We start from the raw sequence: 25,089 nt of genomic DNA, 5'->3' as shown, positions 1-25,089 counted from the left end.
TTCCCGGCCGGCCAACAGGAGACAAACCTTGATCCGCTTCATCACACGCGCCTGCGCGCTTGCGCTGGTGGCCAGTTCCGCGCTGGCGGCCTATCCCGACAAGCCCATCAAGCTGGTGGTGCCGTTTGCCCCCGGCGGCGGGGCTGACCTGACCGCCCGGGTCGTCGCCGAGACGCTGTCCAAAAAGCTCAAGCAATCGGTCATCGTCGAAAACAAGGCGGGCGCCGGCGGCGTCATCGGCGCGGCCGCCGTGGCCCGCGCCGATCCGGACGGCTACACCTTGCTCTACACCACGCCGGGCCAGCAGATGACGCTGCCCTACCTGATGAAGAACATGCCGTACGACCCCGATGAACTGCGTCCGGTATCGCAGGTGTCGCTGGCGCCCAGCGTGCTGGTCGTCAACAAGCAGCTGGGCGTGAAGTCGCTGGAAGAGCTGATCGCACTGGCCAAGAAGCGTCCGGGTGAACTGAACTACGTCAGCGCGGGCATCGGCGCCAGCAGCCATCTGAACGGTGAACTGTTGCAGATTCTGGCCGGCGTGCGCCTGCAGCACGTTCCCTACAAGGGCACGGGCGAGGCGGTCAAGGACCTGGTGGGCGGCAATGGCGACATCGCGATAGACACCGTGGGGATCTACACCGCCTTCATCAAGGACAAGCGTCTTATCCCGCTTGGGGTGACGACGCCCTTCGAGGTGCCGCTGCTGCCTGGCGTGCCGCCGATCTCCAAGACGCTGCCGGGCTACGACGCGTCGCCGGTGAACTACATCTCGGTGCCGAAGGCCACGCCCGAACCCATCGTGCAGCAGTTGGCGGAGGCCCTGCGCGCGACCATCGCAGAGCCCGGCGTGAAAGAAAAAATGCTTGAGCAGGGCATCCTGGCTATCTCCAACACGCCGGAGGAAATGGCCGAGCTGCTGAAGAAGGAACAGGCCCGCTGGCGCGACGTCATCAACAAAGCGGGCATTGCCGAGAAATAGCCGGTTGGAGTCACCAGCATCATGTCATCGCAGCAGTCTCATCCTCTTTCCCATATCCGCGTGCTGGACCTGAGCCGCGTCCTGGCCGGCCCCTGGGCCAGCCAGACGCTTGCCGACCTGGGCGCATCGGTCATCAAGATCGAGCAGCCCGGGGCGGGCGACGATACCCGTGCGTGGGGGCCGCCGTTTCTCACGCATGAAGACGGGTCGCGGTCCAACGAGTCCGGCTATTACCTGATCTGCAATCGGGGCAAGCGCAGCGTCACCGTCAACCTGAAATCGCCGCGCGGGCAGGCGCTGATCCGCAAGATGGCACGCGAGGCCGACGTGGTGCTCGAGAACTTCAAGGTCGGCACGCTGGACCGGCTGGGGCTGGGCTATGAGCAGTTGAGCAAGGAGAACCCGCGCCTGGTGTACTGCTCCATCACGGGTTTCGGGCAGACGGGCCCGCGCGCGCAGCAGCCGGCGTATGACTTCATGATCCAGGCCATGAGCGGCCTCATGAGCATCACCGGCGAATCGGACGACCGGCCCGGCGGCGGCCCGATGAAGATCGGCGTGCCCATGGTGGACCTCATCACCGGGCTGTACGCCAGCAACGCCATCCTGGCCGCGCTGGCGCGGCGCGAGGTCACCGGGCAGGGCGACCACATCGACATGGCCATGCTGGACGTGGGCGTGACCCTGCTGGCCAACCAGGCCATGAACTATCTGTTGACCGATGTCGTGCCGCCGCGGCGCGGCAATCGACACCCCAACATCCAGCCGCAGCGCGTCTATCCCTGCCGGGACGGACACATCATCATGGCCGTGGGATCCGATGCGCAATTCGCCAAGCTCTGCCGCGTGCTGGGCCATCCGGAGATGGCGCAGGACGAGCGGTTCCGCACCAACGCCGCGCGCGTGATCAACCTGTCCATCCTGGATCCCTGGCTGGACGAGCAGGTGGTCGAGCACGACAAGGCCGCGCTGCTGGCGGCGCTGGATCGCGAAGGCGTGCCTTGCGCGCCCATCAACAACATCGGCGAGGCCCTCAAGGAACCGCAGGTCGTGCACCGCGAAATGCTGTTCAACGCGCCGCATCCCGCGGGCATGGACATGCCGCAGATCCGCAGTCCATTCCGCTTTCGCAATTCGGCGCTGCGTCTGAACGACGGCCCGCCCACGCTGGGCCAGCACACGGACGAGGTGCTCGGCGAGCTGGGATTGAGCGCCGAAGAAATCGCCGAACTGCGCGCCGATCAAACCCTCTGACACGAGACAGGAACATCATGCCCGACTACCGCTTTGACACCCTCCGCGTGGAATTGCAGAACCATGTCGCCACCGTGTGGCTGGCGCATCCGCCCGTCAACGCCGTCAACACCCAATTGCTGCTGGACCTGACCCTGGCGCTGGACATGTTCGGAGACGATCCGGACGTGCGCTGCGTCGTCCTGACGGGCGAGGGACGCGTCTTCTGCGCCGGGGCCGACTTGAAGAACCGTGGACAGATGCTGGATCAGCCGGGCGGGCTGCCCCAGCACTCGCGCCGCACGCGCGAACTGTTTCATGCCATTCGCGAGTGTCCGAAGCCGGTCATCGCGGCGTTGAACGGGCCGGCGCTGGGCGCGGGATTGGGCATCGCGGCGTCCAGCGACATCCTGATCGCCGCGGAAGGCGCATGCCTGGCCTTGCCTGAAGTCGACGTCGGATTGCTTGGTGGGGTCAAGCACGCGCAGCGTTTGTTCGGGCATTCACGCCTGCGGCGCATGATGCTGACGGGCATGCGCGTGTCGGCAGAGGAGCTTTATCGCCTGGGCATCGTGGAAGCCTGCGTGCCGGCGGACAAGCTGCTGGAGGAAGCGCGTGCGATTGCCGACCAGATCGCCAGCAAGAGCCCCGCGTCGGTGCGCCTGATGATCCAGACCGCCAACGCCATCGAGGACATGAGCCTGCGCGACGGCTACCGCTACGAACAGGACATGACCGCCCAGGTTGCCAAGACCAACGACGCGCAGGAAGCCCGCAAGGCGTTCCTGGAAAAACGCGCGCCGGTGTTCACGGGAACGTGATGGACAAGTGAGCAAGGCGCAGACGCGCTCTTGCGGTCAAGGAAAAAGCCACCCGAAGGTGGCTTTTCCGTTGTTTGCCCGCAGGGTGAGTGGATCACCCCGCGCAAACGATCATCACACCCCGATCGGCCCGCCGTCGGCGCGCTGGATCACCACGGTGGACGAACGCGGGCGCACGACGCCGGTCGTTGCGGTGGTCGCATCGTCGGTGTCGTAGGAGGGCCAGTTCACCGGATGCTGCACGTTCAGGAAGATGCTGGTGTAGTCCGGCGTGAAGGCGAAGCCGGTGATTTCGGCTTCGTTCGGGCCGACGAAGAAGCGGCGCAGGTCCGCCTGGTTCGAGGCGTTGATCGCCGGGCCCGTGCCGGTGCTGTCCGACAGCGCGCCCGGGATCACGGCCAACATCTGGTCGTTGGTCGCCTTGGCCACGTTGTTGTTGCGGCCGCCGTCGATGCCGTTGTCGGTCTGGATCCACAGGATGCCGCGCGGATCGAAGCCCAGGCCGTCGGGGCTTGCCAGCTGGTTCAGCGCGGTCAGGCCGGAACGGTTGGTGTCGGCGTCGGCGCCGGCGTCGGAACCGAAGACGAAGATGTCCCACTTGAACTTGGCCGAGCCCGGCTCGTCGTGCCAGCGCACGATGTGGCCGTTGGCGTTGTTCAGGCGCGGGTTGGGCGGGTTGGTGCCCTTGCTGGCGTTGCGGCTGGTGTTGTTCGTGAGCGTCAGGTAGATGTCGCCGTTCGTCGGATGCGTGGCCGTCCATTCCGGGCGGTCCATGGGCGTGGCGCCCACGAAGTCGGCCGCGCCGCGGGTGTTCAGGATGATGTTTTCGAGGCTGCCGAATTCATCGGCCAGCGTGCGGCCGCCGGCGCCCACGGTGGAGCCGGTCAGCGCCAGCCATTCGCCCGTGCCGTCCGCATCGAAGCGCGCGACGTACAGCGTGCCCTTGTCCAGGTACTTTGAGCCGACGGCCAGGCGGTCGGTGCGCTCGGCGTCCTTCGGATCCCACACGGCTTCCGAGACGAAGCGGTAGATGTATTCGAAGCGCGAGTCGTCGCCGCTGTAGAACGCCAGGGGCTTGCCGGCTTCGGGCGTGCCGTAGGCGCAGCCTTCGTGCGCGAAGCGGCCCAAGGCGGTGCGCTTGGTGGCGATGCTGTTTTCGTTGAAGGGATCGATCTCGACCAGGTAGCCGAAGCCGTTGGCTTCGTTGCGCCAGTCCTGCGTGAAGTCGGCGCCGGTTTCGGTGACGTTGAAGCGCGCGAATTCGCCCTGGATTTCCAGCGGATCGTTGGCGCCCGTTTCCCATTGATAGCGGCCGACGGCGTCGGCCAGGCCCACGCGCAGTTGATGCGCCGGTTGCGTGCCGGTGTTCACGAAGCAGGCGGCCCAGTTCTCTTCGGCCGTGATGTAGGTGCCCCAGGGCGTGAAGCCGTTGCCGCAGTTGTTGTTGGTGCCGCGCACCATCGTGCCGTTGGGCGAATACGGGGTCTTGACCAGATCCGTGCCGCCAACCGGGCCGGCCAGCTTCATCGGCGTGGCCGAGGTGAAGCGGCGGTTGTAGCGCGAATTGTGGACGATGTTCCAACGCGCGCCTTCACGGCGCACGTGCAGGATCGCCACGCCGTGCGCGTTGATTTCCTTGCGGATCTCTTCGATGGGACGCTTGCCGGCCACGAGGGTCGGGCCGTTCGGGTGCAGGGCCTTCGGGTCGATGTATTCGTGGTTGATCGCCAGCAAGCCTTCGGTCGAGCTGCCGTTGAGCGGGAAGTAGTGCATGCCGTCGTGGTGCATGCCGGTGGAATTGAGCAGGTCCGTCGAGCTGTTGTTGCCGTTGCGGTCCCAGGGGCTGGCGTTGTCGTTGAACGGCGTGCCCCACGGTGCGAACACGTGGGCGATGTAGCCGGCGGGGACGACACAGGCGTCGGTCATCGAGTTGGGCAGGGATTCGAAGCCCAGCTTGACCGGAGCCGCGGGCTGCTCGCCGCCGGGGACTTCGGGCGCGGGGTTCTGGCCGCCACCGTCGACGTTGTCATCATCGTCGTCGCTGCTGTTACAGCCGGCAAGGCCCAGGCTGGTCACCGTCGCGAAAGCAGCGGCGATGCCGCCGCGCATCACCATGCGGCGGGACATGTTCTTTTCCAGAATCTCGCTGAACGGGCTGCTCTGGCTGGGATTGCGGACGGTCTTGTCGGAGATGGACTTGCTCATTGGAACTCCTGGCGTTGGGTCTGTGCCCGATGGGGACGAGCAATACTAGAAGTCCGAAATGAAAGGTTAATGACAGATGACTGAAACTGTCCGCACTTGCGTCCCGATGTCAAAAAACAAAAGGCTGACGCCGCATGTGCGGCGCCAGCCCTGGGGTGCATGACGCGGATGGCAGGAAGCGCGGCTAGCGGTTCTCGTCGTCCATCGTAAATCCGCCTTCTTTCATGATGCCTTGCGCGATGTCTTCAGCCGACTTGCCGGCGAAGCCATGTTCGCCGGCCGTGATGCGCAGGCTGTCTCCTTCGAGCGGACTCATCAGTGTGGCCGAGGACAGGAGGATGCCGTTCGATCGAAACTGGATGCGCTGTCCCACGCGGTTGCGCGTGAAGTCCGCCAGCGTCTTGGTGCTGTCGGGCTTGAGTTTGATGTCGACAATGCGGGCATTGGTGTGCGGATCGGCGCCGGGCGTGGCCTGCTCGACATGCAGGACGACGGATTCGGCATGGGCGGCGATGGGGAGGGCAACGGCGATCACGGCCGCGCAGGCGGCTTGTCTCAATGAGGGCATGAAGGTCTCCTTCCGATAGGCGGTTTCCATCCTAGCCGATGTCGGGCCGGTCTCTTGCAACAAGGCGTTCCCGGAGAACAACGCCCGGGTGTCGCCAGCCAGCCATCCACAGGCGGGACGCCATCGCACGCCTTACGGCTGCCCGCCCGGGGCGCGCAGCAGATCCTGCAGCCCCTGGATGGGAGACATGCCGGGCTGTGGCAACCACGGGGGATTGCGCGCCGCGTCCTGCAGCACCGTAGACCATTCGCGCGGGTCTACGGGTTCGCCCATGCGCACCTTCAGGTCCAGCAGGTCGAGCGCGGCGCGTCGGTGGCCAGCCTGCGCGGCCTCGCGGAACAGCCGCTCGGCCACTTTGTAGTTCTTGGGCACGCCGCGCCCCATGCCTGCAAGCTCGCCCAGGTAGGTCTGTGCGGGCGCGAAACCCTGATCGGCCGCGCGCTCGTACCAAAGGGCGGCGGTCTTGTAATTCCGTTCGACGTGCTCGCCGTTTTCGGCGATGAGGCCCAGCGTGGTCATGGCCACCACGTCGCCCGCTCGGGCGCGCGCGGTCAGCGATTCCAGCCGCGGCTCGTCCAGGTACTGCGCGCCGCGTTCGATTTCGTATTCCCAGGCGGTCATGCGGTCCTTGATCAGGTCGCGTCCCAGGGTGGGCGAGGGGCCGCGGCCCGCTTGTCCGGGCTGGCCGCCGGGCGTGGCGGGCGTCTGCCCGTCGGCCAGGCTGGTGAACGTGATGGTGCCCACAAGGCTGCTGGCATAGTGCGGAACCTGCCGATATGCCGTGGCGGTCTGCACGTCGCCGGTCAACTGCTTGAAGAAGGTCTCGACGGGCGCCGACGCCGGCAGCGCGGCAAGCCCCTGCGCGAAGTAGAACGCATAGGGACTGTGGCGGGGGCCGTCGCGGCCAAAGCCGTCCTCGGCCGTGGCGCCCGGCTGCGTGGAGAAGGCGATCAGTTCGCCGCCGGCCGGCACGGTATGGACCAGTCCGGCGGCGGCGGGGCCGCGGGTCAGGTTGGTGCGGCATGCATCCAGCACCAGCAGGCGGGCGCGGATGTCGGCGCGGCGCAGCGCCTGCGAGACGCGCCGCATGCTCAGCGAATTCTGCTGAGCGCTGCGGATGCGCACGTCGGCCAGAGGCAGGGGCAGCTCGACGCCGAACAGATAGTTCACGTCGTCCAGCGCCACCGCATGGCCGGCGAAGTACAGCATGGCCAGCTCCGCGTCCTTTGCCCGCGCGGCGAATTCCTCGACGGCGGCCTCCATTTGCGCGGTCGTGAGGTCGGTCAGCAGGGTGACGTCAAAGCCGCGCTTGCGCAAGGTGTCGGCAATGAGCCGGGCGTCGTTGACGGGGTTGGCCAGCACGTTGGCGGGCACGGCATAGCGCGCGTTGCCGATGACCAGCGCATACCTGCGCGCGGCGGGAACGGGCGCGGGGTCGGCGGCGGCAGCCACGCCGGGAATCAGCGCCGTCGCCACGGCGGCCGCCAGCGCGCCGCTCAGCAGGCGCCTGCGTGTCGTGAATGACGGTTGCACGTGCATGCTCCTTGAAGATGTGTTCATGGCCGCGGGCATGCGCCGGCCGGACCGGGCACGGCCGACAGCGCACCCAATGCCGCCGCGGCGTCGCGCAGGGACGATTCGCGAGGGGCGGCCAGCACGAACCGGCCGTCCTCGTCGGGCCCCGAAACGATGGACACGGCGTACTGGGACAGGGTGTTGCGCAGTTGCCGAGCGGTGACGCTGTCGGGCAGATCCACCAAAAGGGTCGGGCAGGAGGCGCCGCCGCGGGTGAGCACGACGTCCGAGGTCAAATCGTCGCGTGGCGCTTGCAGCACAACCACCGCCGACAGCGCCAGAGCCAGCGCCCAGCCCGTCGGCATCAGCAGGCCGGATGCGTTCGGCCAGAGCGATTGCCAGAAGCCCCGGCGCGGCGCGGGCGCGCGCTGCTGGCTCCGGGCCAGCGCGAGGAGGAAGTCGCGGTCGCGGTCGGCCTGCCCGATTTCGTTGTGCGCCAACTGGCGCGCTTCGGCAAGCGCGCGCCATTCGTCGGCTTCGGCGCGCAGGGCCGGGTCGCGCGCCAGTTCGGCCTCGAAGGCGCGGCGGGTGGCGTCGTCCATGTCCGCGGACAGGTAGGACAGCAGGCGGTCTTGGGGCATGGTCAGTCCATCCCTTTGCGCGTGCATTCGGCCACGAGCTTGCGCGCGGCGTGCAGGCGGCTCTTGACGGTGGGAACGTGCAGGTCCTGCAGTTTGGCGATCTGTTCCATCGGCGTCTCGTCCAGGTACAGGTACATCGTGGCGCGCAGGGTGTCGCTTAGCCGGTTGAGGCATTCGCGCATGCGCCTGACGACAGACAGGTGCTCGTAGGCACGGGCGGGGTCGGCGTAGGGCGACGGGTCACCCACCTGGTCAAGCTCGGCCTGGCTGTCGCCGGCCGGCTCGCCGTCTTCTGCGCTGTACTTCCACGGGACCTCGTTCCGCGTGCGGCGGTGCGCCCGGATCAGTTCGTGCAGGGATCCCCGATAGAGATACCCGCCCAGCTTGCCCACCGCGAGTTCGTGCGCCGCCCAGCCCGCCGCCGGCTGGTCATGCAGAAACCCCTCGTCGCGGAAGCTGCGGGTTTGCAGAAACTTCATCAACGCGCTGTTGAAGGCGTCCAGCACGCCGTCCGGCGAGGTGTTGAAAAACTTCCTGCGTAGCTTCAGGGTGATGTGCTGCTCGGCCTTGTTGCGAAAGTCCAGCGCATAGCGGGGATCGGCGTGCATGATGCGCAGCAGCGCGTCGATGTTGTTGATGACATAGCGCTTGGGTTCGAGCGTATTCATGATTCGGATTCTTGTGGCCGGGCCACCGGCATGACGGCGACCCATCCGCGCCGGGGCGCGTCGTCCCTGCGGCGCGAGGGCAGCGGCACCATAGCCGTGCCCCCGGGGAAAATCAAGCGCGGCGGCGCCACGCGGCAATCCCGCGCAGCGTGAATCCCACCATGATCGCCAGCGAAAGATAGAAGCCGAAGCCGAAGGAAAGGCTGTCCCACAGCGCGCCGGCCATGTCCTGGGCCATGTTGCGGCTGCCGCGCGAACTCCCCATGAAGCCCGCAAGCTGACGGCTCGCGCCCATGAATTCGCGCACCTGCGAGGCGACGCCTGCGATGGCGATGCCCCACAGCGCCAGGGGCGCGAAGTAGCCCAGCCGGGCCGCCCGGTGCGGCAACAGCGAGGGCAGCAGCGGCCCGACCATGGCCAGCAGCCACAGCAGCGCGTAGATGCCTGCGCCCTGGCCTCCCATTGCGCCCTGCAGGTCGCCGCCGTTGAGCAGGCGCAAGAGGCCATAGAAGCTCAGGCCTGCCTGCGATCCCATCATGCGAACACTGACCACCGAGAATGCGGTGGTTGCCAACAGGAACAGCAACGCCGCGATGGCATCGCCCCGGTTGACGTTCGCGGCGGCATAGCGCGCCCAACGGCTGGCGCGAGCCCCCAACAGCGTCATCGTGTCGCGCGATTCGTTTTCTTGCATGGTCTTTCCTTTTTGGAATTGGGAAGGCGGGATGCCTGTATGAGCGCTACGCCGGGGGACCAAAAAGGTTTGATATATTTCTGGCGAAATTTTTTCCGAACCTTTATCAGGGCGGAGCGTAGCGATGGCATGGGCGCGGATGTACCCGCCGCCCGCCAACCACACGGAGAGTCCAGACATGTCCAACACCACCCCCCTTGCCGCGCTTTACCAGACCGTCATCCAGGAAGAGCTGGGCCTTGTCGCGCGTGTGGACGACGAAGGCGATGTGGTCTTCCGCCACCCTGACCTGGGCACGATGTTCTTCAGCCTGTCGGAAGGCGATCCGGAATTCATGCGTCTGATCTATCCCGGGTTCGTCGATGCGGACGACCTGAAGATCACCCGAGCCGAACTGCAGGATGTGGTCAACACCGTGAACTACCGCTGCAAGGGCGTGAAGCTCAGCATCCCGCAGGAGGGCGCGGCGGCCGGTCGGGTATCGGGATCGATCGAGAGCTTCATCGCCGGACCGGACAGGTTGCCCGACGAAGCGCTGCTTCGCGCCATCATCGCGCGCTGCATGTCGGCCATCCGCCACGGGGTGGGCGAACTGCTGAAGGAAACCATCGAACGCAAGCAGGCAGGCGCGCAAGCCGCGCAGTGACACGGGGTTTGCGCCGGCGCGCGGGCTATGAGGCCGCGCGCGCAGGCAGCCCGTCCGTCTGCATTTGCCGGCCCCGGCCGGGAATTTGAAGGAGCGACCATGATTGCACGCGTCATCTGCCAGGTTTCACTTGCTGCTCTTGCGGGCGCCGCTCACGCCGGGTCCGCGCCGGCATCGCTGTCGTGCGTGTCGGAAAGCGGCAAGGTGGCGCTGCAAGGCGTCATCCCCTCGCCGTCTTCCGACGAGCTGGAGCTGACCCTGACCTACGGCAAGTCCACCCTGGCGTTCACGGCCGACGCCGCGCCGGGATACGTGGTCGCGAATTTTGCGCAGGCGGTCTTCACGCTGATCGCGCCGGCCGCGGACCAGGCGCTGACCCTCTATGCGCTGCCGTCCTCGGTGGCCGTAAAAAAGAACGCGGACGGAGATCTCGCGGGCACGTTCCAGGCCAAGCTGCTGGCCCCGCGTCCGGGCGGCAAGCAAGCCAGTGGCTATGCCACGCCATTGCAGGCCACGCTTAACTGCGACTACAGATATTCGCTGTAGCGGTCATCCCCGCACGGCGGACCTTCAATCCGTCATTCGCCTGACGCGGCACGCTTGCGGCTGCCTGTACGCCCAGGGAGCGCGCCTTTGTTTTTCACGGTGTCTTCCTGCTGGCGCCGCAGCACTTCCAGCGCGGTGCGTTCCGCCCGGCTGATGTGCTCCTGGGCCGCTTCCCGCGCGCCCTGCGGATCGCGAGCCTCGATGCGTTCGTAGATCCGGTCGATCTCGGCCAGGCTTTCCGGCAGGCGATCGGCGCGGGCAAACGACGTGGCGCGCAGCAGGTTGATGCGCGACAGAAGCCCGGGCAGCATGTCCTTGATGAGGTCGTTGTCGCAGCCTGACAGCAGCACGTCGTAGAAGTCCCGCTTGGCCGCCAGCAGGGCGGGCTTGCCGCCGCCCTTGGCCTGGCGGTGCAGCGCATCCACCGATCGGCGCAGGCGCGCCACGTCGGTCTCGCCGGCAAGGCGCGCAAATTCGTGCGCCGCAAAGCCTTCGAGCAGCCCCCGCAACGCGTACAGGTCACGCGCCGCCTTTTCAGTGATGCGAACCACCGTGGGGCCGCGGTGCGGTTCGATCGTGATCAGGCGTTCGGCCTCCAGCGTGCGCAGCGCCTCGCGCAGCGTGCTGCGGCTGATGCCCAGTTGATCGCAGAGCTCGACTTCGCGCAGCCGTTCGCCGCCGAGAATGCGGCCGTCCATGATGGATGCGCGCAGGAATTCCTCGACGCGGGCGCGCAGGGTGGCGGGTTTTTCGAAGACTGTGCCGGCAGGGCTGGGCATGGCTGGTTCTCGATCGGAAAGACGCAATATAGCCCGCGCCGGTGGCCCGGGCCGGCCCCGAACGCGGGCTTAAACAATGCTGAAGATTGTCAGACAATCAGACTATTGACGTTGCGGCGAAGTGTCGCTCACAATCGGTTCAATCACAACAGGCAGGCCGGGACGCGCGTTCTGGCGCCATCTCCGGAGGACCCCATGGCAGACACCAAGTCCGAAACCCAGGCCCTGTTCGACCAAGGACTGGAACTGCGCCGCCAAGTGCTGGGCGCGGAATACGTCGATGGTTCGCTGGCTCGCGCCAACGATTTCATGATGGCCTTCCAGAAGATCACCACGGAGTGGTGCTGGGGATACACGTGGGGCCGTCCCGGCCTGGAAAAGAAGACGCGCAGCATGCTGAATCTGGCGATGCTGACGGCGCTGAACCGCCCGGCCGAGATCAAGCTGCACGTCAAGGGTGCGCTGAACAACGGCGTCACGGTGGAAGAAATCAAGGAGATCCTGCTTCAGGCCACGGTCTATTGCGGCATCCCGGCCGGCCTGGACGCCTTCAAGGTGGCGAACCAGGTGCTTGAAGAAGAGGGGGCGTTCAAGGGGCCGCAATCATGAGCCCGGACGCGGAACGCGTCGGGCTCATCGGCATCGGCAGCATGGGCTGGCCCATGGCGGCCCGGCTGGTTCAGGCGGGATTCCAGGTGACGGTCTTCGACGCCGCGCCAGCGCAGGCCAGCCGGTTTGCACAAGAAGTCGGAGGCCAGGCCGCCGCCAGCTGCGCGCAACTGGCCGCCCAGGCAACCCTCATCTTCACGATGCTGCCCACAAGCGCCATCGTAGAAGAAGTACTGACCGGCGAAGCCGGTGTGCTGTCCGCGCTGCAACCAGGCAGCGTCGTCATCGACATGAGTTCCGGCGTTCCCGCGCACACGCAGCGCCTGGCGCAGGCCGTGCATCAGGCAGGCGGCCAGATGGTGGACGCGCCGGTGTCGGGCGGCGTGGCGCGCGCACGCACCGGCGACCTGTCCATCATGTTCGGCGGGGCGGCCGCCACGCTCGAGCGGGTGCGTCCGGCGCTATCCGCCATGGGTTCGTCGATTACCGCCGTGGGTGACGTCGGCAGCGCCCATGCCATGAAGGCGCTGAACAACCTGGTGTCCGCCGGCGGCTTTCTGATCGGCGTCGAAGCCATGCTCATCGGTCGACAGTTCGGCCTGGATCCGGACGTCATCGTGGACGTGCTCAACGCGTCCACCGGCATGAACAACTCGACGCAGAAGAAATTCAAGCAATTCGTGCTGTCCCGAGAGTTCAATTCCGGTTTCGGCCTGGATCTCATGGTGAAAGACCTGAGCATCGCATTGGGCATTGCGTCCGACAGCGGCACGCCCGCGCCATTTTCATCGCTGTGCCGCGAACTGTGGGCGTCGGCGGCCAAGACGCTGGGCCCGGGGCAGGACCACTCCGCGGTAGCCCGGCTATCCGAGCAATTGGCCGGCGCGGAACTCGGTTCGCGCAAGACCTGATTTTGCAGCCGAGAAACGGGACATTTCGAGCCCTGTTCGCCCCGAACCACCCGGCCAGCTGCGGTATCATCGCTCCTCACGGTATGTTACAAATAAACAATTATCGACATAAGGCCGCGGGTCACCGCCTCGCGGTTTGTGTCCAGACAGACCGGCGCCCCGTAACGCGTATTTGCGTGTTGGGCGCCGGCTTTTTTTCCGGCATAGTTTGCGGTGACCCGGTATGCCCGGGCTCCATCGCTCAAGCAGCATGGCTACACAATCGCAGTTTCCACTGTCCACGCGGGTAATCGCGGCGTTCGACTTTGACGGCACGCTGACCCAGCGAGACACGTTCGTCCCTTTCCTGGCCCATCTTTCCTGGGTCAGGCTGGCGGCGGCCCTGCTGCGGTCCTCGCCCGCGCTGGCCGGCTATGCGCTGCGCCTGCGCAGCAACGAAGACGCAAAGATGGCGCTCTGCCGGCACGCGCTGCGGGGCCGTTCCCGCGCCGACCTGGCCCGGGTCGCGCGCGCGTGGGTGCACACCATTCCGTTGCGTCCCGCGCTGGTCAGGCGGCTGCGCTGGCACCAGCAGCGTGGCGACCACTGCGTGCTGGTCAGTGCGTCGCCCGATGTCTATTTGGAAGACGTGGCGCGCCTGCTGGGGTTTGACGACCTTATCTGCACTCGGATGCAGGTGGACGCGCAGGGTCGGCTGACCGGCGACTTCGATGGCCACAATTGCTGGGGACCGGAGAAGATTCGTCGGCTCGTGGAGCGCTTTGGCGCCCCGGATCAGTACGAGCTTTATGCCTATGGCGACAGCCGCGGCGACCAATGGCTGATCGACGCGGCGCAGCATGCGTGGTATCGCGGCCAGGCGGTCAAGCCATGAACGCCCTGGTCTCCCTGCTGCGTCCGCAGCAATGGCTCAAGAACGGCTTCGTGCTGATCGGGCTGATCTTCAGCCATGGGTGGTCGGACCTTGCGCTGGTGTTCGCCGTGGGCGTGGGCTTCGTGGCGTTCTGTTTCGCATCCAGCGCGGTCTATGTGCTGAATGACTACCACGACCGCGCGGCCGATGCCCTTCATCCCACGAAGCGCCATCGCGCCCTCGCCAGCGGCCGCGTCAGCCTGTCCACGGCGCGTGTGCTGATCGCCGTCCTGTTCTGCGCCGCGCTGGGCCTGCCGCTGGCGTGCGGGCTGTGGCCCGTGGCGCTGGCCGTGGCCGGCTATCTGGCGCTGAACATCGCCTATACGTTGAGCCTCAAGCACAAGGTGCTGGTCGATGTGTTCTGCATCGCCGCCGGGTTCATGATCCGGCTCGCGTGTGGCACTTACGCAGTGGGCATCATCCCGTCGCGCTGGATGCTGCTGTGCAGCTTCATGCTGACGTTGTTCCTGGGCTTTGCCAAACGGCGCGCCGAGATCGTGTCCGCGCCGGAAGGGGAGTCTGTCGAAACGGGCAGGACGCGCACCGTGCTGCAATACTACTCCCCGCATTTGCTGGACATCCTCGTGGCCATCACCGCCAGCGCGACCTTGCTGGCGTATGGCCTCTACACCGTGGACGCCGAGACGGCGGCGATGCACGGCACCCAGCATCTGATCATCACCCTGCCCATCGTGACTTTCGGGGTCTTTCGCTACATCCATCTGCTGTACAGGGGCGGATCGGGCGAGGAGCCGGGCCGGGACCTGCTGGCCGACAAACAGATACGCATCGCGGTGCTGGTTTGGGTGGCCGTCGTAGTTTTGCTTGTGGGGGCATGAAAATGGCATACCTTTGGCTGATACTCAGCGGCGCGTGCAGCGTGGCGGCAAGCGTGGCGCTCAAGGCGGCGGGCGCGGCGCAGGCGGCGCCGCTCACGACACAGGCGCTTCCATATCTGGCGGCGGTCGGGGCGTACGGGTTGGGATTCGGCTTTTACGCCCTGGCGCTGCGCCATCTGGACCTGACGCTGGCGTACCCGCTGATGGTGGCCTGCGCGATCGCCGGCGTGTTCCTGTACGGGCTGGTGTCCGGCACCGAGTCGATCACCGCGATGCGGATGGCGGGCGCAGCGTTCATTGCGGTCGGCGTGTTCCTGATTTCGAAATAGGCGCGAGCATCCCATGAAGCGTTTTTTCCGCAGCGCGGGCTATCGCTGGTTCCTGTTGGCGTGTGCCTATGTGGTCGTGGCGGCGGCCGTCATGAACGGCTTCTATACCAAATGGCGCCTGAACGACGGACGGCCCGCCCTGGGCTTGTCTCTGATGGTGGAAGGCACGGCCCACCGTCCGTATGTGTATCGCCAGTTTGTGCCGGCGCTGGCCAATGGCATCCAGGCGCTGCTGCCGCAGGCGACCGTGGCTCGCTTGTCCGAACGCCTGTCCGAGCCGCGGCGTGTGGACAGCCGATCCGGCCTGGCGATGCGCTACCCGGGATCCGAGGCGCTGGTTCCCGCCGTCACGCTGCGATATCACCTGGTCTATTACCTGACGTTCCTGGCGTTGCTGGCGGCCCTTTTCGTCATGCGGCGCTTGTGCCTGAAGGCAGGGGCGGACGCCGCGGCGTCGACGGCTGCGCCTGCCATTCTTGCGCTGATGCTGCCGTTCTTCCTGACGGAGGGCGGCTACTTCTACGATTTCGTCGAACTGATGTTCATGATGAGCGCGGCGCTGCTGGCTCTGGGCGCCTCCCGCCAGACGCCGGTTCGACTTCTGCTGCTGGTGTCGCTGGCTGGCCTGGCGACCTGGAACAAGGAAGCCTTTTTCTTCTTCACTGCGGCGCTGTACCCGCTATTGCGACGCAATTTTTCCCGTGTGCAGGCCGCGGGCCTGGTGGCGGTGTTGCTGTTCGTCTGCGGCAGCGTATACCTGGCGCTTCGCATGCGTTATGCCCTGAACCCCGGTTCCACGGTGGATTATCAGTTGTGGGACAACCTGCGCTACTACCTGGATCCCGGAAACTGGCTGCGCACTGAAAGCACCTATGGGGTGCTGCTTCCGCGCGGCTTCGGCATCGTGAGCGTCCTGGCCGTTGTCGGTATCGCGATCAATGGCTGGCCGCGCCTGCCGCAAGCCTTGAGGCGGCACGCACAATTGGCCCTGGCCATCAACGTGCCGCTGTTCGTGTTGTTTTGCTCGCCCGGCGAAATGCGCAACCTGAGCATGCTCTATCCGTCGCTGTTGTGCCTGTTGGCGCTGGCACTGGCGAAATGGCTGGCGCCGCAGACGGAAGTCCGCCCGGATTCGGGCCTGGAAGTTCGATGATTCAATTTTTCAATAGCGTGGGCTATCGCCGTTTCTTGATGGCCATGCTTTACGTGGTGGTCGCTGCGGCGGCCTTCAACGGGTTTTATACGAAGTGGCGGCTTTACGACGGCCACAGCCCGAGTTCCCTGGGCTCGATGGTGGAAGGCACGGCCGATCGGCCCTACGTCTACCGGCAGTTCGCGCCCGCCATTGCCAACGGCATACAGGCCCTGATGCCAGCCGCAACGGTGGAACGCCTGTCCGCGCGCCTGTCCGATCCGCGACGCGTGGACAGCCGCTCGGGGCTGGCGATGCGCTATCCGGCCTCCCAGGCCATGGTGCCATCCATCACGTTGCGCTATCACATCGTCTATTACCTGACCTTCGGCGCGTTGCTGGGATCGCTGTTCGCGATGCGGGCGCTGTGCTTGAGGGCAGGAGCCAGCACTGCCGCCGCAACCGCCGCGCCGCTGGTGTTTGCGCTGCTGCTGCCGTTCTTCCTGACGGAAGGGGGCTATTTCTACGACTTCTTCGAAGTGCTGTTCATGACATGCGCGATCCTGCTGGCGTGGCGCGTCCCGGTGGACAAGCCGGTTCGCGCCGCAGGGAGGCTGGGCCTGCTGGCGGTGGTGGCGGGCATCGCCGCGTGGAACAAGGAGGCTTTTTTCTTCTTCGCGGTGACGCTGTACCCCTTCCTGCGCGTGAGTCTGTCACGGTTCAAGGCAGCGGGTGTCGTCGGCGCGCTGGTGTTCATCGCTGGGTGTGTGTATCTGGCGCTGCGCATGCGGTACGCCGGCAACCCCGGCGGCACGGTGAGCTTCCAGCCCGGGGCCAACCTGTTCTATTTTTTCGACCCGGGTAACTGGTTCCGCACGGAAAGCACCTATGGCGTCATGCTGCCCAAAGGCCTGAGCGCCTTCATGATGCTGATGATCGCCGGCGTCGCGGCCACGGGCTGGCGTCGCCTGCCCGCGGCATTCCGCCTGCACGTACTGACAGCGTTGGCGGTCAATGTTCCGCTGTTCCTGATGTTCGCGGCCGAGGGCGAGGCGCGAAATCTCAGCATGCTGTATCCCTCGCTGGTGGTCCTGATGGCGATGGCGCTGACGAGCTGGATGCAGGCGGGTGGGCCGCAAGCCATGGACGGCGGCCGGCACCCTTAGGCGACACCGTTTTATCTGGCGCTCGGATTGCGTGTCCCGCCACCTCGATGCGAAGCGCCGGCGCCTGCGGACATGCGCGTCCGGGGCGATTCCTGCGCCTGGCGCAGGCAATCGATGAAGCACTGCGCCGCCGGCGTGGGTGGCGAGTCGGCTCGGGTCAGGATGGACACGCGGGCGGCGGGCAGTTCGTGCGCCAGCGGCATCATGCGCAGGCTGCGGGGCAGCAGTTGGTGGTCGAACAGATTTCGCACGAAGATCCCCAACGCGTCGCTATCCGCAATCAGGGCCAGCGCCACGGCGATGGATTGGCAGGGGATCACGTCCCGGGGCGGCGGCAGTTCATGCGCGGCGAACGCCAGGCGCAGCAAGTTGGCGGGGGCCTGCACATTGCCGGGAAGCAGCCACAGCGCATCGTGCAGCTCGGCCAGGGTGCGCGCGCCGCGCTTGGGATGACCCGCCCGGGCCCCCACCGCCAGCGGCAGCGACAACAACGTCGATCGCGCAAAGCCGTCGTCGATATCGCCGTCATATTCCGTCTGTACCAGGAAATCGTAGCGGCCGGACTCCAGCTGTTCGTGGCTGTAGGGCGGCGCGACCTCGTTGAATGCCACCGACACGCGGGGCATGCGGGCGCGAAAGGCCGCCAGCGCGGCGGGCAGCACCGTCAATGCCGCGGAACTGATGGCCAGATTGAGCGTGCCGCCTTCTCCGTCCCGCATCTGCCCGATCTCCTCCTGCGCCTTGCGGGCTTCCTGCAGGATGAGCACGGCTCGTTTGTGCAGCGCTTCGCCGTATGGCGTGAGCTCCACGCCCTTGACGCTGCGGCGCACGAGTTCGGCGCCGACACTCTGTTCCAGTTCGCGCAGGCTGCGCGTGACGGCGGGTTGCGTGACGAACAGCGCGCGGGCTGCCGCGCGGATGCTGCGATGTTCGGCGATCAGGACGAAGGCGCGAAGTTGGCGCAGGTTCATGGACGAAGGAATCCGATACTCGGCGATGTGCCGGCGGGCAGGGCCGCCCTATAAGGAAAAGTATTCACGAGAACAAAAATACTGTCTTTTGCTTATCGTGCGCCATCCGTATATTCACGGCGATGGGGCAGGTACAGCGTCCGGAATCACGGACCGGCTGCTCCCGGATCGGACATCAAGGGGAAAACCATGTCTATCGCCATCGCCGCGTCCGGCGGTCCGCAGTTGTACACGCCATCGATGCGCCGCCGGGTCATCGCCGGCACGACCATCGGCAACGCGCTGGAGTTTTTCGACTTCACCGTCTTCACGTTCCTGATGCTGGTCATCGGGCCGCTGTTCTTTCCCGCAGCGTCCGGGTACGGCCAGCTGCTGTTGACCACCGCCACCTTTGGCGTCGGTTTCCTGATGCGCCCGGTGGGCGGCATGCTGATCGGCTCGTACGCGGACCGCTACGGGCGTCGCGCCGCCATGACGTTGACGCTATGGCTGATGGGATTGGGGTGTGCGCTGATCGCCGTGGCGCCGACCTACGCCCAAATGGGCGTCGCGGGGCCGGTGCTGATGGTGCTGGCGCGGCTGATACAGGGTTTCGCGGCGGGCGGTGAGGTTGGCGCGTCGACCACGCTGCTGGTGGAACACGCGCCGTCCAGCCAGCGGGGCTTCTATTCGAGCTGGCAGTTCGGCAGCCAGTCGCTGGGGGTGATGCTGGGGGCGTTGACGGTGGCGATCCTCATGGGTGCGCTGACCAAAGAGCAGATGCAGGAGTGGGGGTGGCGGGTGCCGTTCGTCATCGGAATCCTGACCGTGCCGGTTGGCGCCTACATCCGGCGCAACCTGGAGGAAACGCTGGAACCCGCAACGCCCGCGAGCGGCAGGCGCGAATTCGCCGCGGAGCACCAGCCGCTGCGCCGCATCTTCACCGAATACAAGGGCACGGTGGCCAAGGGCATCCTGCTCGTCATCGGTGGCATGGTGTGCGCGCAGATCATCGGCTTCTACATGCCGGCCTATGCCACCAAGGAACTCGGATTGCCGGCCACGTCCACGTTGTTCGCCAGTGTGGTGCTGGGCGCCATCGGCTTCGTGCTGGCGCCGTTTGTCGGGATGCTGGCGGACCGGGTCGGGCGCAAGCGCGTGATCTTCTGGTCGCGCGCGGTCACCGTGTGCGCCTTGCTGCCGTGTTTCGAATGGCTGGTGTCCGCACCCAGCTCCGCGCGGCTGATGACGGTGATCGCCTTGCTGGCAGTGCTGCTGGCGATGCAGACCGCGCCCGTCATCACCATGCTGCCCGAATTGTTCCCTAAGGCCGTGCGCACCACCGGCATGTCGGTGGTGTACGGGCTTGGCATATCCGTCTTTGGAGGCTTTGCCCAATTCTTCGTGACGTGGCTGTTGCACGTCACCGGCAATCCGATGGCGCCCGCCTGGTACCTGATGGTCACCGTGACGCTATCCACCGTGGTGCTGTTCTGGATACAGGACCGCACCGGCCACGACATCGACAGCCAGGAGTCCTGACATGCACGCGTTGACCCGCTATTTTTCCGACAGCTACGCGCAGGCGCGCGAACGCTTCCTGGCGGCGGCTGAACCGCTGGCCGCGCACATCCAGTCCTATCCCATCGAGGCCAAGGGCAGCCAGGGCGAGGCGCTGGCCACCGACGTCGCGCTGATCGGCGATGCCGGCGCGCAGCGTGTGCTGATCATGACGTCGGCCACGCATGGGGTGGAGGGTTTCTGTGGTTCGGGCTGCCAACTGTCCCTGCTGGATGACGCGCCCATGCTGGAGCGCGCGCGCCAGGCGGGCGTGGCGCTGCTGCTGGTGCATGCGGTGAATCCTTATGGGTTTTCGTGGGTATCGCGCACGGACGAGGGCAATGTGGACCTCAACCGGAATGCGCAGCCCTTTGACGGCAGGCCTCTGCCCGCCAATCCGGGCTATGGCGATATCCACGGCCTGCTGCTGCCGCAGGAGTGGCCGCCCACCGAGCACAACCGGCAGGCCATCGCGCGCCACATCGAACAGCACGGCCTGGCCGCCACGACGCAAGCCGTGTCGCGCGGGCAGTACACGCACCCGGACGGGCTGTTCTACGGTGGCGATCGTTCTGCGCCGTCATTGCAGAACCTGCGCGCGATCCTGCAGACGCACGCAAGCCGCCATGCGCGCATCGGTTGGATCGACGTGCATACCGGCCTGGGGCCGCGCGGCCACGGTGAGAAGATCTACGCCGGCAGGCGCGACGATTCGGAAGTGGCGCGCGCCCGGCAGTGGTGGGGCAGCGACGTCGCGGTGCCTTACCAGGGCAGTTCCGCCTCGGTGGACATCACCGGCCATCTGGCTGGCCTTGTCTACGAGGCCTGCCCGAAGTCCGAGCCGACCCTGATGGCGCTGGAGTTCGGCACGTTGCCGTGGGAAGAGGTAGTGCTTGCACTGCGCGGGCGCAACTGGCTGCGCGCGCATCCGGAAGCGGGCGATGCGCTGACTCGCGAGATCCTGCAGTCCACGCTTGACGCTTTTTATTGCGGACAGGCCGATTGGCAGGGCATGGTGCTTGGACAGAGCCGCGTCGCCGTGCTGCAGGCGCTGTGCGGGCTGCAGGCGTCGCGATAGTCCTGCGTCGCAGCATGGGTTGCACCTGCCGCGGTATTGCTGCGTGGCGGGTTGCACCGGTTTTGGCGCACCAGCAGGGATAACCCGCGACTCATCGCATGTGTTGGGTTATCCCTACTTGAGCCTTCAAGCAACCCGTCGATATGCTTTGGTTAACCGCAGGGACCGCAGAGTCTCCGGAGGAGTTTGAAACCAAGCCGGCAGTTGCTGAAAGGATCCGGATTTGCACAATGCGCCTCCTTTGGACTCGGCCGCCGTGGCCTCGCGGGAAAAGCCGTTGCGCGTGATCCCGTGGGCCACCTGGCTGCACCGTGTCTTCGTCGTCCTGATGTATGCGTTCATGCTCAGCCCCATCGTGCTGGTGGTCTGGCTTAGCTTCTTCAAAGACGCCATTCTCTATTTCCCGCCGTCCGGCTACACGCTGTCGTGGTACGTCAAGGCGTGGGAGAACCCCGCTTTCGCCAACGGCTTCATCTTCAGCCTTCAGGTGTCGCTGGTGGCCGCCTTCGTCGGCGTGGCCATGGGCGTGCTGGCTGCAGTGGCCATCGCGCGCTATCGATTCCAGGGCAGCAAGGGCATCAACACACTGCTGCTGTCGCCGCTCTTGATTCCCGGCATCGTCGCGGGCGTGGGCATCTACCTCTTTTACCTGCGCGCCGAAGAGGTGCTGGACCAGGACCTGGTCGGCACCTTCGGCGGGCTGGTCATCGCCCACGTGTGCCTGACGATTCCGTGGACCGTGCGGCTCGTGACCGCCGGCATGGCGGGCCTGGACGGCTCGATCGAAGAGGCGGCGCGCAACCTGGGCGCCAGCGCGCCTGTGGCATTCATGCGCGTGACGCTGCCCATGCTGCGGCCGTCCATTGTCGCCGCGGCCTTGTTCAGCTTCGTGGTGTCCTTCGAAAACCTGGAGCTGTCGCTGTCGCTGGTGGGCCCCGGCCGCACGACGCTGCCGATCGCGATCATGCAGTACCTGGAATTCAATCTGGACCCGACCATCGCGTCGGTGGCCTCGGTGCAAATCCTGCTGTTGGGCATCATCATGCTTGTGACCGACCGCTATGTGAAACTCAGTCAGGTGGTGTAGGAAATGGCGAAGGTCTCAATCGAAAATATCCGCAAGCAGTTCGGCGCGGCGGTCGCGGTGTCGGATTTTTCCCTGGAAATCGCCGAAGGCGAACTCGTGACTTTCCTGGGGCCCAGCGGCTGCGGCAAGACGACGACGCTGCGCATGATCGCGGGATTCATCACGCCGACGGCGGGCCGCATCCGCATCGGCGACACCGACGTCACGCGGCTTCCCGTGCACAAGCGCGACACCGGCATGGTGTTCCAGCGCTATGCGCTGTTCCCGCACATGACGGTGGCCGAGAACGTGGCCTTCGGGCTTGAAATGCACAAGGTGCCCAAGGCGGACCGCGACGCCAAGATCCGGCGCGTGCTGGACATGGTGCGCATGACCGAGCTGCGCGAGCGCTATCCCCGCCAGCTGTCCGGCGGCCAGCAGCAGCGCGTGGCGATTGCGCGCGCGCTGGCGATCGAACCCAAGGTGTTCCTGCTGGACGAGCCCTTGTCCAACCTGGACGCCAAGCTGCGGCTGGAAGTGCGCGAGGAAATCCGCGCGCTTCAGCGCCGCCTGGGCCTGACCACCGTATTCGTCACGCATGACCAGGAAGAGGCGCTGGCGATCGCGGACCGCATGGCCATCATGCACGACGGCATCGTGCAGCAGGTGGGATCCCCCGACACGCTGTACGAGCGACCCGCCAATCTCTTCGTGGCGGATTTCCTGGGCAAGATGAACGTCTTCACAGGGCGCGGGCAGGCCGACAATGTCTTCCAGACGAAGACGGGCCAGCAGATCGCGGCGCCCGGCGGCGGAGCCGCCACGCACGTGGGCGTGCGGCCCGAGCGAGTGCGGCTGCAGGACCAGCCCGCGGCCGGTAACGCGTTGGCGGGCGTGGTCGAGTCGTCGCTGTACCTGGGGTCGGTGCTGGAGGTCCGGGTGCAACTGGACGGCGGCGACCGCATGATCAGCCAGGTCGTCAACGGCGGCGCCCGCGTCGCGCCGCCGGCGCCCGGCGCGCGCGTCTACGCGTGCTTCGAGCCCGACGACTGCGTGGCCTTCACCTAATAGGAGGCTTGATGACGACCGCAACGCAAGACGGGCGGCCCAGCCGCTGGCTTGGGCCGGGGCTGGCATTTCCGGCCTCGTTGGTGGTGCTGGTGATCATCATGATCCCGATCCTCCAGCTGGCCCGCTACAGCTTCAATCATTTCGATCCCGTCGAGATGATGCAGACGGCCTTCACCTTCGACAACTACGCCAAGTTCTTCGGCGATCCCTACTATCGAGACATCTTCTTCACCACGCTGGGCATCGCCGCACTGTGCACGGTGCTGGCGCTGGTGCTGGGCTTTCCCGTGGCGTATTTCCTGGCGCGCACGCAAAGCCGGTTCAAGAGCCTGTTCGTGATCCTGCTGGTGTTTCCGCTGATGGTGGGCAACGTCGTGCGCGCCGCCGGCTGGATGGTCGCGCTGGGCAACGCCGGCGTCGTCAATGCCGTGCTCCAGGGGCTGGGTGTCATCGACAAGCCGCTGACGCTGATGTACACACCCACCGCCGTCGTGATCGGCACCACCGCCGTCGTCATGCCGTACCTGATCCTGACGCTCCAGAGCGTGCTGGAAGGCATGGACCTGTCGGTGGAAGAGGCCGCGCGCAATGTGGGCGCCAGCTTCTTCACGACCTTCCGCCGCATCGTGCTGCCCATTGCGGCGCCCGGCGTGGCGGCGGGCACGATGCTGGTGTTCATTCTTTGCATGAACGCGTACGCCACGCCGGTGCTGCTGGGCGGCTCCGGCCTGACGATGATGGCGCCCGCGCTTTACGACCAGATAACCAAGGCCTCGAACTGGCCCTTCGGCGCGGCCCTGGCCGTGATCCTGGTGTGCGGCACGCTGATCATTGCGCTGATTTCGAACTGGCTGATCCACCGCCGCTACATCAAGACCATGGCGTCCTGATCCCGGCAACACGACAAGGAAATAATCATGTCCGCTGTACTGTTCAAGAACGCGAACCTGCTGGATCCCTTGCAGTCCGATCTGCTGGAGGGCCATCACGTGCTGGTCGAGGACGGCGTCATCAAGGAAGTGTCGGACAAGCCGATCAACGCGGCCTCCGCACGGGTGATCGACGCCGCAGGCCGCACGCTGATGCCCGGCCTCATCGATCTGCACGTGCACGTGCTGGCCACGCAGCTCAACCTCAGCACGCAAGGCGTGCTGCCGGACGCGCTGGTGATGATGCGCGCCGTGCCGATCATGGCGGCCATGCTGCGCAGGGGCTTCACCACCGTGCGCGATGCGGGCGGCGCCGGCTGGGGCCTGAAGTGCGCCGTCAACGAGGGCACGGTCAAGGGGCCGCGCCTGTTCATTTCGGGTCGCGCCATCAGCCAGACGGGCGGCCACGGCGATCCGCGTCCGCGCTCCGATCATCTGCGTCCCATGAGCTTCTGCGGCTGCTGCTTTCGCGCGGGCGACATTGGCCGCGTGGCGGACGGCATCGACGACGTGCGCAAGGCCGTGCGCCAGGAACTGCAGATGGGCGCGGATCAGATCAAGATGATGGCCTCGGGCGGCGTGGCTTCGCCCACCGATCCCATCGCGGCGTTCGGCTATTCCGAAGAGGAAATCCGCGTGATCGTCGACGAGGCGGCCGGCAGGCAGACCTACGTCATGGCGCATTCCTACACGGCGGATGCGATCGAGCGCGCCATCCGCAACGGCGTGCGCACCATCGAGCACGGCAACCTCGTCGACGAGCGCGTGGCGCGCCTCATGGCGGAGAAGGGCGCGTTCGTCGTCCCGACGCTGGTGACCTACGAGGCGCTGGCCAACGAAGGCGCGGACTACGGCCTGCCGCCCGATTCCGTCGCAAAGATCGCCACGGTGCGCACCGCCGGCCTGCATTCGCTGGAAATCTACAAGAAGGCGGGCGTGAAGATTGGCTACGGGTCAGACCTGCTGGGTCCGTCCCAGCGCCTGCAAAGCGACGAATTCCGCATCCGCCGCGAGGTGCTGTCCGCGCAGGAAGTGATCCAGTGCGCCACCACGACGGCCGCCGAAGTGCTGAACCACGTGGGCCAGCTTGGCCGCATCCAGGCCGGCGCGCTGGCGGACGTGCTGCTGGTGGACGGCAATCCGTACCGCGACCTCTCCTGCCTGCTGGGCCAGGGCGAGCACATCGACCTGATCATGAAGGGCGGGGAAATCGAACACAACGGGCTGGGGGTGTAAGC

The 25,089-nt window shown here is 66.0% G+C and carries 26 protein-coding genes; 18 read left to right on the top strand and 8 right to left on the bottom strand.

Features of this window, described 5'->3' with window-relative positions:
* Positions 1–28: 28 nt before the first annotated feature.
* The 3 genes from RT614_RS25735 to RT614_RS25725 are packed head-to-tail and all read left to right on the top strand — an operon-like array spanning position 29 to position 3,036.
* Positions 29–982 (top strand): Bug family tripartite tricarboxylate transporter substrate binding protein, encoded by a 954-nt coding sequence (locus RT614_RS25735; RefSeq protein ID WP_313625086.1) that lies wholly within the window; start codon positions 29–31, stop codon positions 980–982.
* Between the two features lie 21 nt (positions 983–1,003).
* Complete coding sequence (locus RT614_RS25730; RefSeq protein ID WP_313625085.1) at positions 1,004–2,236, top strand: CaiB/BaiF CoA-transferase family protein; 1,233 nt, start codon at positions 1,004–1,006, stop codon at positions 2,234–2,236.
* Between the two features lie 17 nt (positions 2,237–2,253).
* The gene (locus RT614_RS25725) at positions 2,254–3,036 is read left to right on the top strand and encodes an enoyl-CoA hydratase/isomerase family protein (RefSeq protein ID WP_313625084.1); all 783 of its coding nucleotides are present in this window, start codon (positions 2,254–2,256) and stop codon (positions 3,034–3,036) included.
* 114 nt (positions 3,037–3,150) lie between these two features.
* On the opposite strand, the gene RT614_RS25720 is transcribed toward RT614_RS25725, so the two are convergent.
* The 6 genes from RT614_RS25720 to RT614_RS25695 all read right to left on the bottom strand — a co-directional run bounded on the left by RT614_RS25720 (position 3,151) and on the right by RT614_RS25695 (position 9,327).
* A complete protein-coding gene (locus RT614_RS25720; protein WP_313625082.1) occupies positions 3,151–5,241 on the bottom strand; it encodes a PhoX family phosphatase in 2,091 nt (696 codons plus the stop codon).
* A gap of 184 nt (positions 5,242–5,425) precedes the next feature.
* Positions 5,426–5,809: a SecDF P1 head subdomain-containing protein gene (locus RT614_RS25715; protein WP_313625081.1), complete on the bottom strand. Its 384-nt coding sequence runs from the start codon at positions 5,807–5,809 to the stop codon at positions 5,426–5,428.
* A gap of 132 nt (positions 5,810–5,941) precedes the next feature.
* The gene (locus RT614_RS25710) at positions 5,942–7,348 is read right to left on the bottom strand and encodes a caspase family protein (RefSeq protein ID WP_409558519.1); all 1,407 of its coding nucleotides are present in this window, start codon (positions 7,346–7,348) and stop codon (positions 5,942–5,944) included.
* A 17-nt stretch (positions 7,349–7,365) separates the two neighbouring features.
* Entirely contained in the window at positions 7,366–7,965 is a 600-nt protein-coding gene (locus RT614_RS25705) for a hypothetical protein (protein ID WP_313625078.1), read from the bottom strand.
* 2 nt (positions 7,966–7,967) lie between these two features.
* Positions 7,968–8,633 carry a sigma factor-like helix-turn-helix DNA-binding protein gene (locus RT614_RS25700; RefSeq protein WP_313625076.1) on the bottom strand — a complete coding sequence of 222 codons (666 nt, stop codon included), beginning with the start codon at positions 8,631–8,633 and terminating at the stop codon, positions 7,968–7,970.
* Between the two features lie 112 nt (positions 8,634–8,745).
* Positions 8,746–9,327 carry a hypothetical protein gene (locus tag RT614_RS25695; protein ID WP_313625074.1) on the bottom strand — a complete coding sequence of 194 codons (582 nt, stop codon included), beginning with the start codon at positions 9,325–9,327 and terminating at the stop codon, positions 8,746–8,748.
* A gap of 178 nt (positions 9,328–9,505) precedes the next feature.
* On the opposite strand from RT614_RS25695, the gene RT614_RS25690 reads away from it, so the two are divergent.
* Both RT614_RS25690 and RT614_RS25685 read left to right on the top strand, forming a co-directional pair.
* On the top strand, positions 9,506–9,973 hold the full coding sequence (locus RT614_RS25690; protein WP_313625072.1) for a hypothetical protein: 468 nt from the start codon (positions 9,506–9,508) through the stop codon (positions 9,971–9,973).
* A gap of 99 nt (positions 9,974–10,072) precedes the next feature.
* Positions 10,073–10,519 carry a hypothetical protein gene (locus RT614_RS25685; RefSeq protein WP_313625070.1) on the top strand — a complete coding sequence of 149 codons (447 nt, stop codon included), beginning with the start codon at positions 10,073–10,075 and terminating at the stop codon, positions 10,517–10,519.
* 32 nt (positions 10,520–10,551) lie between these two features.
* Here RT614_RS25685 and RT614_RS25680 read toward each other — a convergent pair whose 3' ends face one another.
* The gene (locus RT614_RS25680; RefSeq protein WP_313625068.1) at positions 10,552–11,298 is read right to left on the bottom strand and encodes a GntR family transcriptional regulator; all 747 of its coding nucleotides are present in this window, start codon (positions 11,296–11,298) and stop codon (positions 10,552–10,554) included.
* 195 nt (positions 11,299–11,493) lie between these two features.
* Here RT614_RS25680 and RT614_RS25675 point away from each other — a divergent pair, with 195 nt between their 5' ends.
* The 7 genes from RT614_RS25675 (at position 11,494) to RT614_RS25645 (ending at position 17,197) form a co-directional block, all read left to right on the top strand.
* Positions 11,494–11,907 carry a carboxymuconolactone decarboxylase family protein gene (locus RT614_RS25675; protein WP_313625066.1) on the top strand — a complete coding sequence of 138 codons (414 nt, stop codon included), beginning with the start codon at positions 11,494–11,496 and terminating at the stop codon, positions 11,905–11,907.
* Positions 11,904–12,818, top strand: coding sequence for an NAD(P)-dependent oxidoreductase (locus tag RT614_RS25670; protein ID WP_313625065.1), 915 nt, complete (start codon positions 11,904–11,906; stop codon positions 12,816–12,818). The genes RT614_RS25675 and RT614_RS25670 overlap by 4 nt, the downstream gene beginning before the upstream one ends.
* 250 nt (positions 12,819–13,068) lie before the next feature.
* Positions 13,069–13,692 (top strand): HAD family hydrolase, encoded by a 624-nt coding sequence (locus RT614_RS25665; protein WP_313625064.1) that lies wholly within the window; start codon positions 13,069–13,071, stop codon positions 13,690–13,692.
* Positions 13,689–14,570, top strand: coding sequence for a decaprenyl-phosphate phosphoribosyltransferase (locus RT614_RS25660; protein WP_313625062.1), 882 nt, complete (start codon positions 13,689–13,691; stop codon positions 14,568–14,570). Before RT614_RS25665 ends, RT614_RS25660 begins: the two co-directional genes overlap by 4 nt.
* A 2-nt stretch (positions 14,571–14,572) precedes the next feature.
* A complete protein-coding gene (locus tag RT614_RS25655) occupies positions 14,573–14,899 on the top strand; it encodes a DMT family transporter (protein ID WP_313625060.1) in 327 nt (108 codons plus the stop codon).
* Between the two features lie 13 nt (positions 14,900–14,912).
* Positions 14,913–16,052 (top strand): hypothetical protein, encoded by a 1,140-nt coding sequence (locus RT614_RS25650; RefSeq protein WP_313625059.1) that lies wholly within the window; start codon positions 14,913–14,915, stop codon positions 16,050–16,052.
* A complete protein-coding gene (locus tag RT614_RS25645; protein ID WP_313625057.1) occupies positions 16,049–17,197 on the top strand; it encodes a hypothetical protein in 1,149 nt (382 codons plus the stop codon). The genes RT614_RS25650 and RT614_RS25645 overlap by 4 nt, the downstream gene beginning before the upstream one ends.
* A gap of 11 nt (positions 17,198–17,208) precedes the next feature.
* Here RT614_RS25645 and RT614_RS25640 read toward each other — a convergent pair whose 3' ends face one another.
* Positions 17,209–18,168, bottom strand: a complete 960-nt coding sequence (locus RT614_RS25640; protein ID WP_313625055.1) for a LysR substrate-binding domain-containing protein — start codon at positions 18,166–18,168, stop codon at positions 17,209–17,211.
* Positions 18,169–18,357: 189 nt separating this feature from the next.
* Here RT614_RS25640 and RT614_RS25635 point away from each other — a divergent pair, with 189 nt between their 5' ends.
* From RT614_RS25635 to RT614_RS25610, 6 genes are all read left to right on the top strand, one after another.
* Complete coding sequence (locus RT614_RS25635; protein WP_313625053.1) at positions 18,358–19,689, top strand: MFS transporter; 1,332 nt, start codon at positions 18,358–18,360, stop codon at positions 19,687–19,689.
* A 1-nt stretch (position 19,690) separates the two neighbouring features.
* Entirely contained in the window at positions 19,691–20,785 is a 1,095-nt protein-coding gene (locus tag RT614_RS25630) for a M14 family metallopeptidase (protein ID WP_313625051.1), read from the top strand.
* A 223-nt stretch (positions 20,786–21,008) separates the two neighbouring features.
* Positions 21,009–21,872, top strand: coding sequence for an ABC transporter permease (locus tag RT614_RS25625; protein ID WP_313625050.1), 864 nt, complete (start codon positions 21,009–21,011; stop codon positions 21,870–21,872).
* A 3-nt stretch (positions 21,873–21,875) separates the two neighbouring features.
* Positions 21,876–22,919, top strand: a complete 1,044-nt coding sequence (locus RT614_RS25620; protein ID WP_313625048.1) for an ABC transporter ATP-binding protein — start codon at positions 21,876–21,878, stop codon at positions 22,917–22,919.
* Between the two features lie 11 nt (positions 22,920–22,930).
* Positions 22,931–23,812, top strand: coding sequence for an ABC transporter permease (locus RT614_RS25615; protein WP_313625047.1), 882 nt, complete (start codon positions 22,931–22,933; stop codon positions 23,810–23,812).
* A gap of 27 nt (positions 23,813–23,839) precedes the next feature.
* Positions 23,840–25,087 (top strand): amidohydrolase family protein, encoded by a 1,248-nt coding sequence (locus tag RT614_RS25610; protein ID WP_313625046.1) that lies wholly within the window; start codon positions 23,840–23,842, stop codon positions 25,085–25,087.
* Positions 25,088–25,089 lie beyond the last annotated feature (2 nt).

Origin of the sequence: Achromobacter sp. (assembly GCF_032102605.1) — a bacterium.
GTDB lineage: Bacteria > Pseudomonadota > Gammaproteobacteria > Burkholderiales > Burkholderiaceae_B > Achromobacter.
This window is presented reverse-complemented; position numbering and strand designations above follow the sequence as displayed.

Bases quoted from the DNA above. Each gene is read 5' to 3' on its own strand.
- RT614_RS25730 (WP_313625085.1), top strand. From the start codon at position 1,004: ATGTCATCGCAGCAGTCTCATCCTCTTTCCCATATCCGCGTGCTGGAC.
- RT614_RS25725 (WP_313625084.1), top strand. From the start codon at position 2,254: ATGCCCGACTACCGCTTTGACACCCTCCGCGTGGAATTGCAGAACCAT.
- RT614_RS25720 (WP_313625082.1), bottom strand. From the start codon at position 5,241: ATGAGCAAGTCCATCTCCGACAAGACCGTCCGCAATCCCAGCCAGAGC.
- RT614_RS25715 (WP_313625081.1), bottom strand. From the start codon at position 5,809: ATGCCCTCATTGAGACAAGCCGCCTGCGCGGCCGTGATCGCCGTTGCC.
- RT614_RS25710 (WP_409558519.1), bottom strand. From the start codon at position 7,348: ATGCACGTGCAACCGTCATTCACGACACGCAGGCGCCTGCTGAGCGGC.
- RT614_RS25705 (WP_313625078.1), bottom strand. From the start codon at position 7,965: ATGCCCCAAGACCGCCTGCTGTCCTACCTGTCCGCGGACATGGACGAC.
- RT614_RS25700 (WP_313625076.1), bottom strand. From the start codon at position 8,633: ATGAATACGCTCGAACCCAAGCGCTATGTCATCAACAACATCGACGCG.
- RT614_RS25695 (WP_313625074.1), bottom strand. From the start codon at position 9,327: ATGCAAGAAAACGAATCGCGCGACACGATGACGCTGTTGGGGGCTCGC.
- RT614_RS25690 (WP_313625072.1), top strand. From the start codon at position 9,506: ATGTCCAACACCACCCCCCTTGCCGCGCTTTACCAGACCGTCATCCAG.
- RT614_RS25685 (WP_313625070.1), top strand. From the start codon at position 10,073: ATGATTGCACGCGTCATCTGCCAGGTTTCACTTGCTGCTCTTGCGGGC.
- RT614_RS25680 (WP_313625068.1), bottom strand. From the start codon at position 11,298: ATGCCCAGCCCTGCCGGCACAGTCTTCGAAAAACCCGCCACCCTGCGC.
- RT614_RS25675 (WP_313625066.1), top strand. From the start codon at position 11,494: ATGGCAGACACCAAGTCCGAAACCCAGGCCCTGTTCGACCAAGGACTG.
- RT614_RS25670 (WP_313625065.1), top strand. From the start codon at position 11,904: ATGAGCCCGGACGCGGAACGCGTCGGGCTCATCGGCATCGGCAGCATG.
- RT614_RS25665 (WP_313625064.1), top strand. From the start codon at position 13,069: ATGGCTACACAATCGCAGTTTCCACTGTCCACGCGGGTAATCGCGGCG.
- RT614_RS25660 (WP_313625062.1), top strand. From the start codon at position 13,689: ATGAACGCCCTGGTCTCCCTGCTGCGTCCGCAGCAATGGCTCAAGAAC.
- RT614_RS25655 (WP_313625060.1), top strand. From the start codon at position 14,573: ATGGCATACCTTTGGCTGATACTCAGCGGCGCGTGCAGCGTGGCGGCA.
- RT614_RS25650 (WP_313625059.1), top strand. From the start codon at position 14,913: ATGAAGCGTTTTTTCCGCAGCGCGGGCTATCGCTGGTTCCTGTTGGCG.
- RT614_RS25645 (WP_313625057.1), top strand. From the start codon at position 16,049: ATGATTCAATTTTTCAATAGCGTGGGCTATCGCCGTTTCTTGATGGCC.
- RT614_RS25640 (WP_313625055.1), bottom strand. From the start codon at position 18,168: ATGAACCTGCGCCAACTTCGCGCCTTCGTCCTGATCGCCGAACATCGC.
- RT614_RS25635 (WP_313625053.1), top strand. From the start codon at position 18,358: ATGTCTATCGCCATCGCCGCGTCCGGCGGTCCGCAGTTGTACACGCCA.
- RT614_RS25630 (WP_313625051.1), top strand. From the start codon at position 19,691: ATGCACGCGTTGACCCGCTATTTTTCCGACAGCTACGCGCAGGCGCGC.
- RT614_RS25620 (WP_313625048.1), top strand. From the start codon at position 21,876: ATGGCGAAGGTCTCAATCGAAAATATCCGCAAGCAGTTCGGCGCGGCG.
- RT614_RS25615 (WP_313625047.1), top strand. From the start codon at position 22,931: ATGACGACCGCAACGCAAGACGGGCGGCCCAGCCGCTGGCTTGGGCCG.
- RT614_RS25610 (WP_313625046.1), top strand. From the start codon at position 23,840: ATGTCCGCTGTACTGTTCAAGAACGCGAACCTGCTGGATCCCTTGCAG.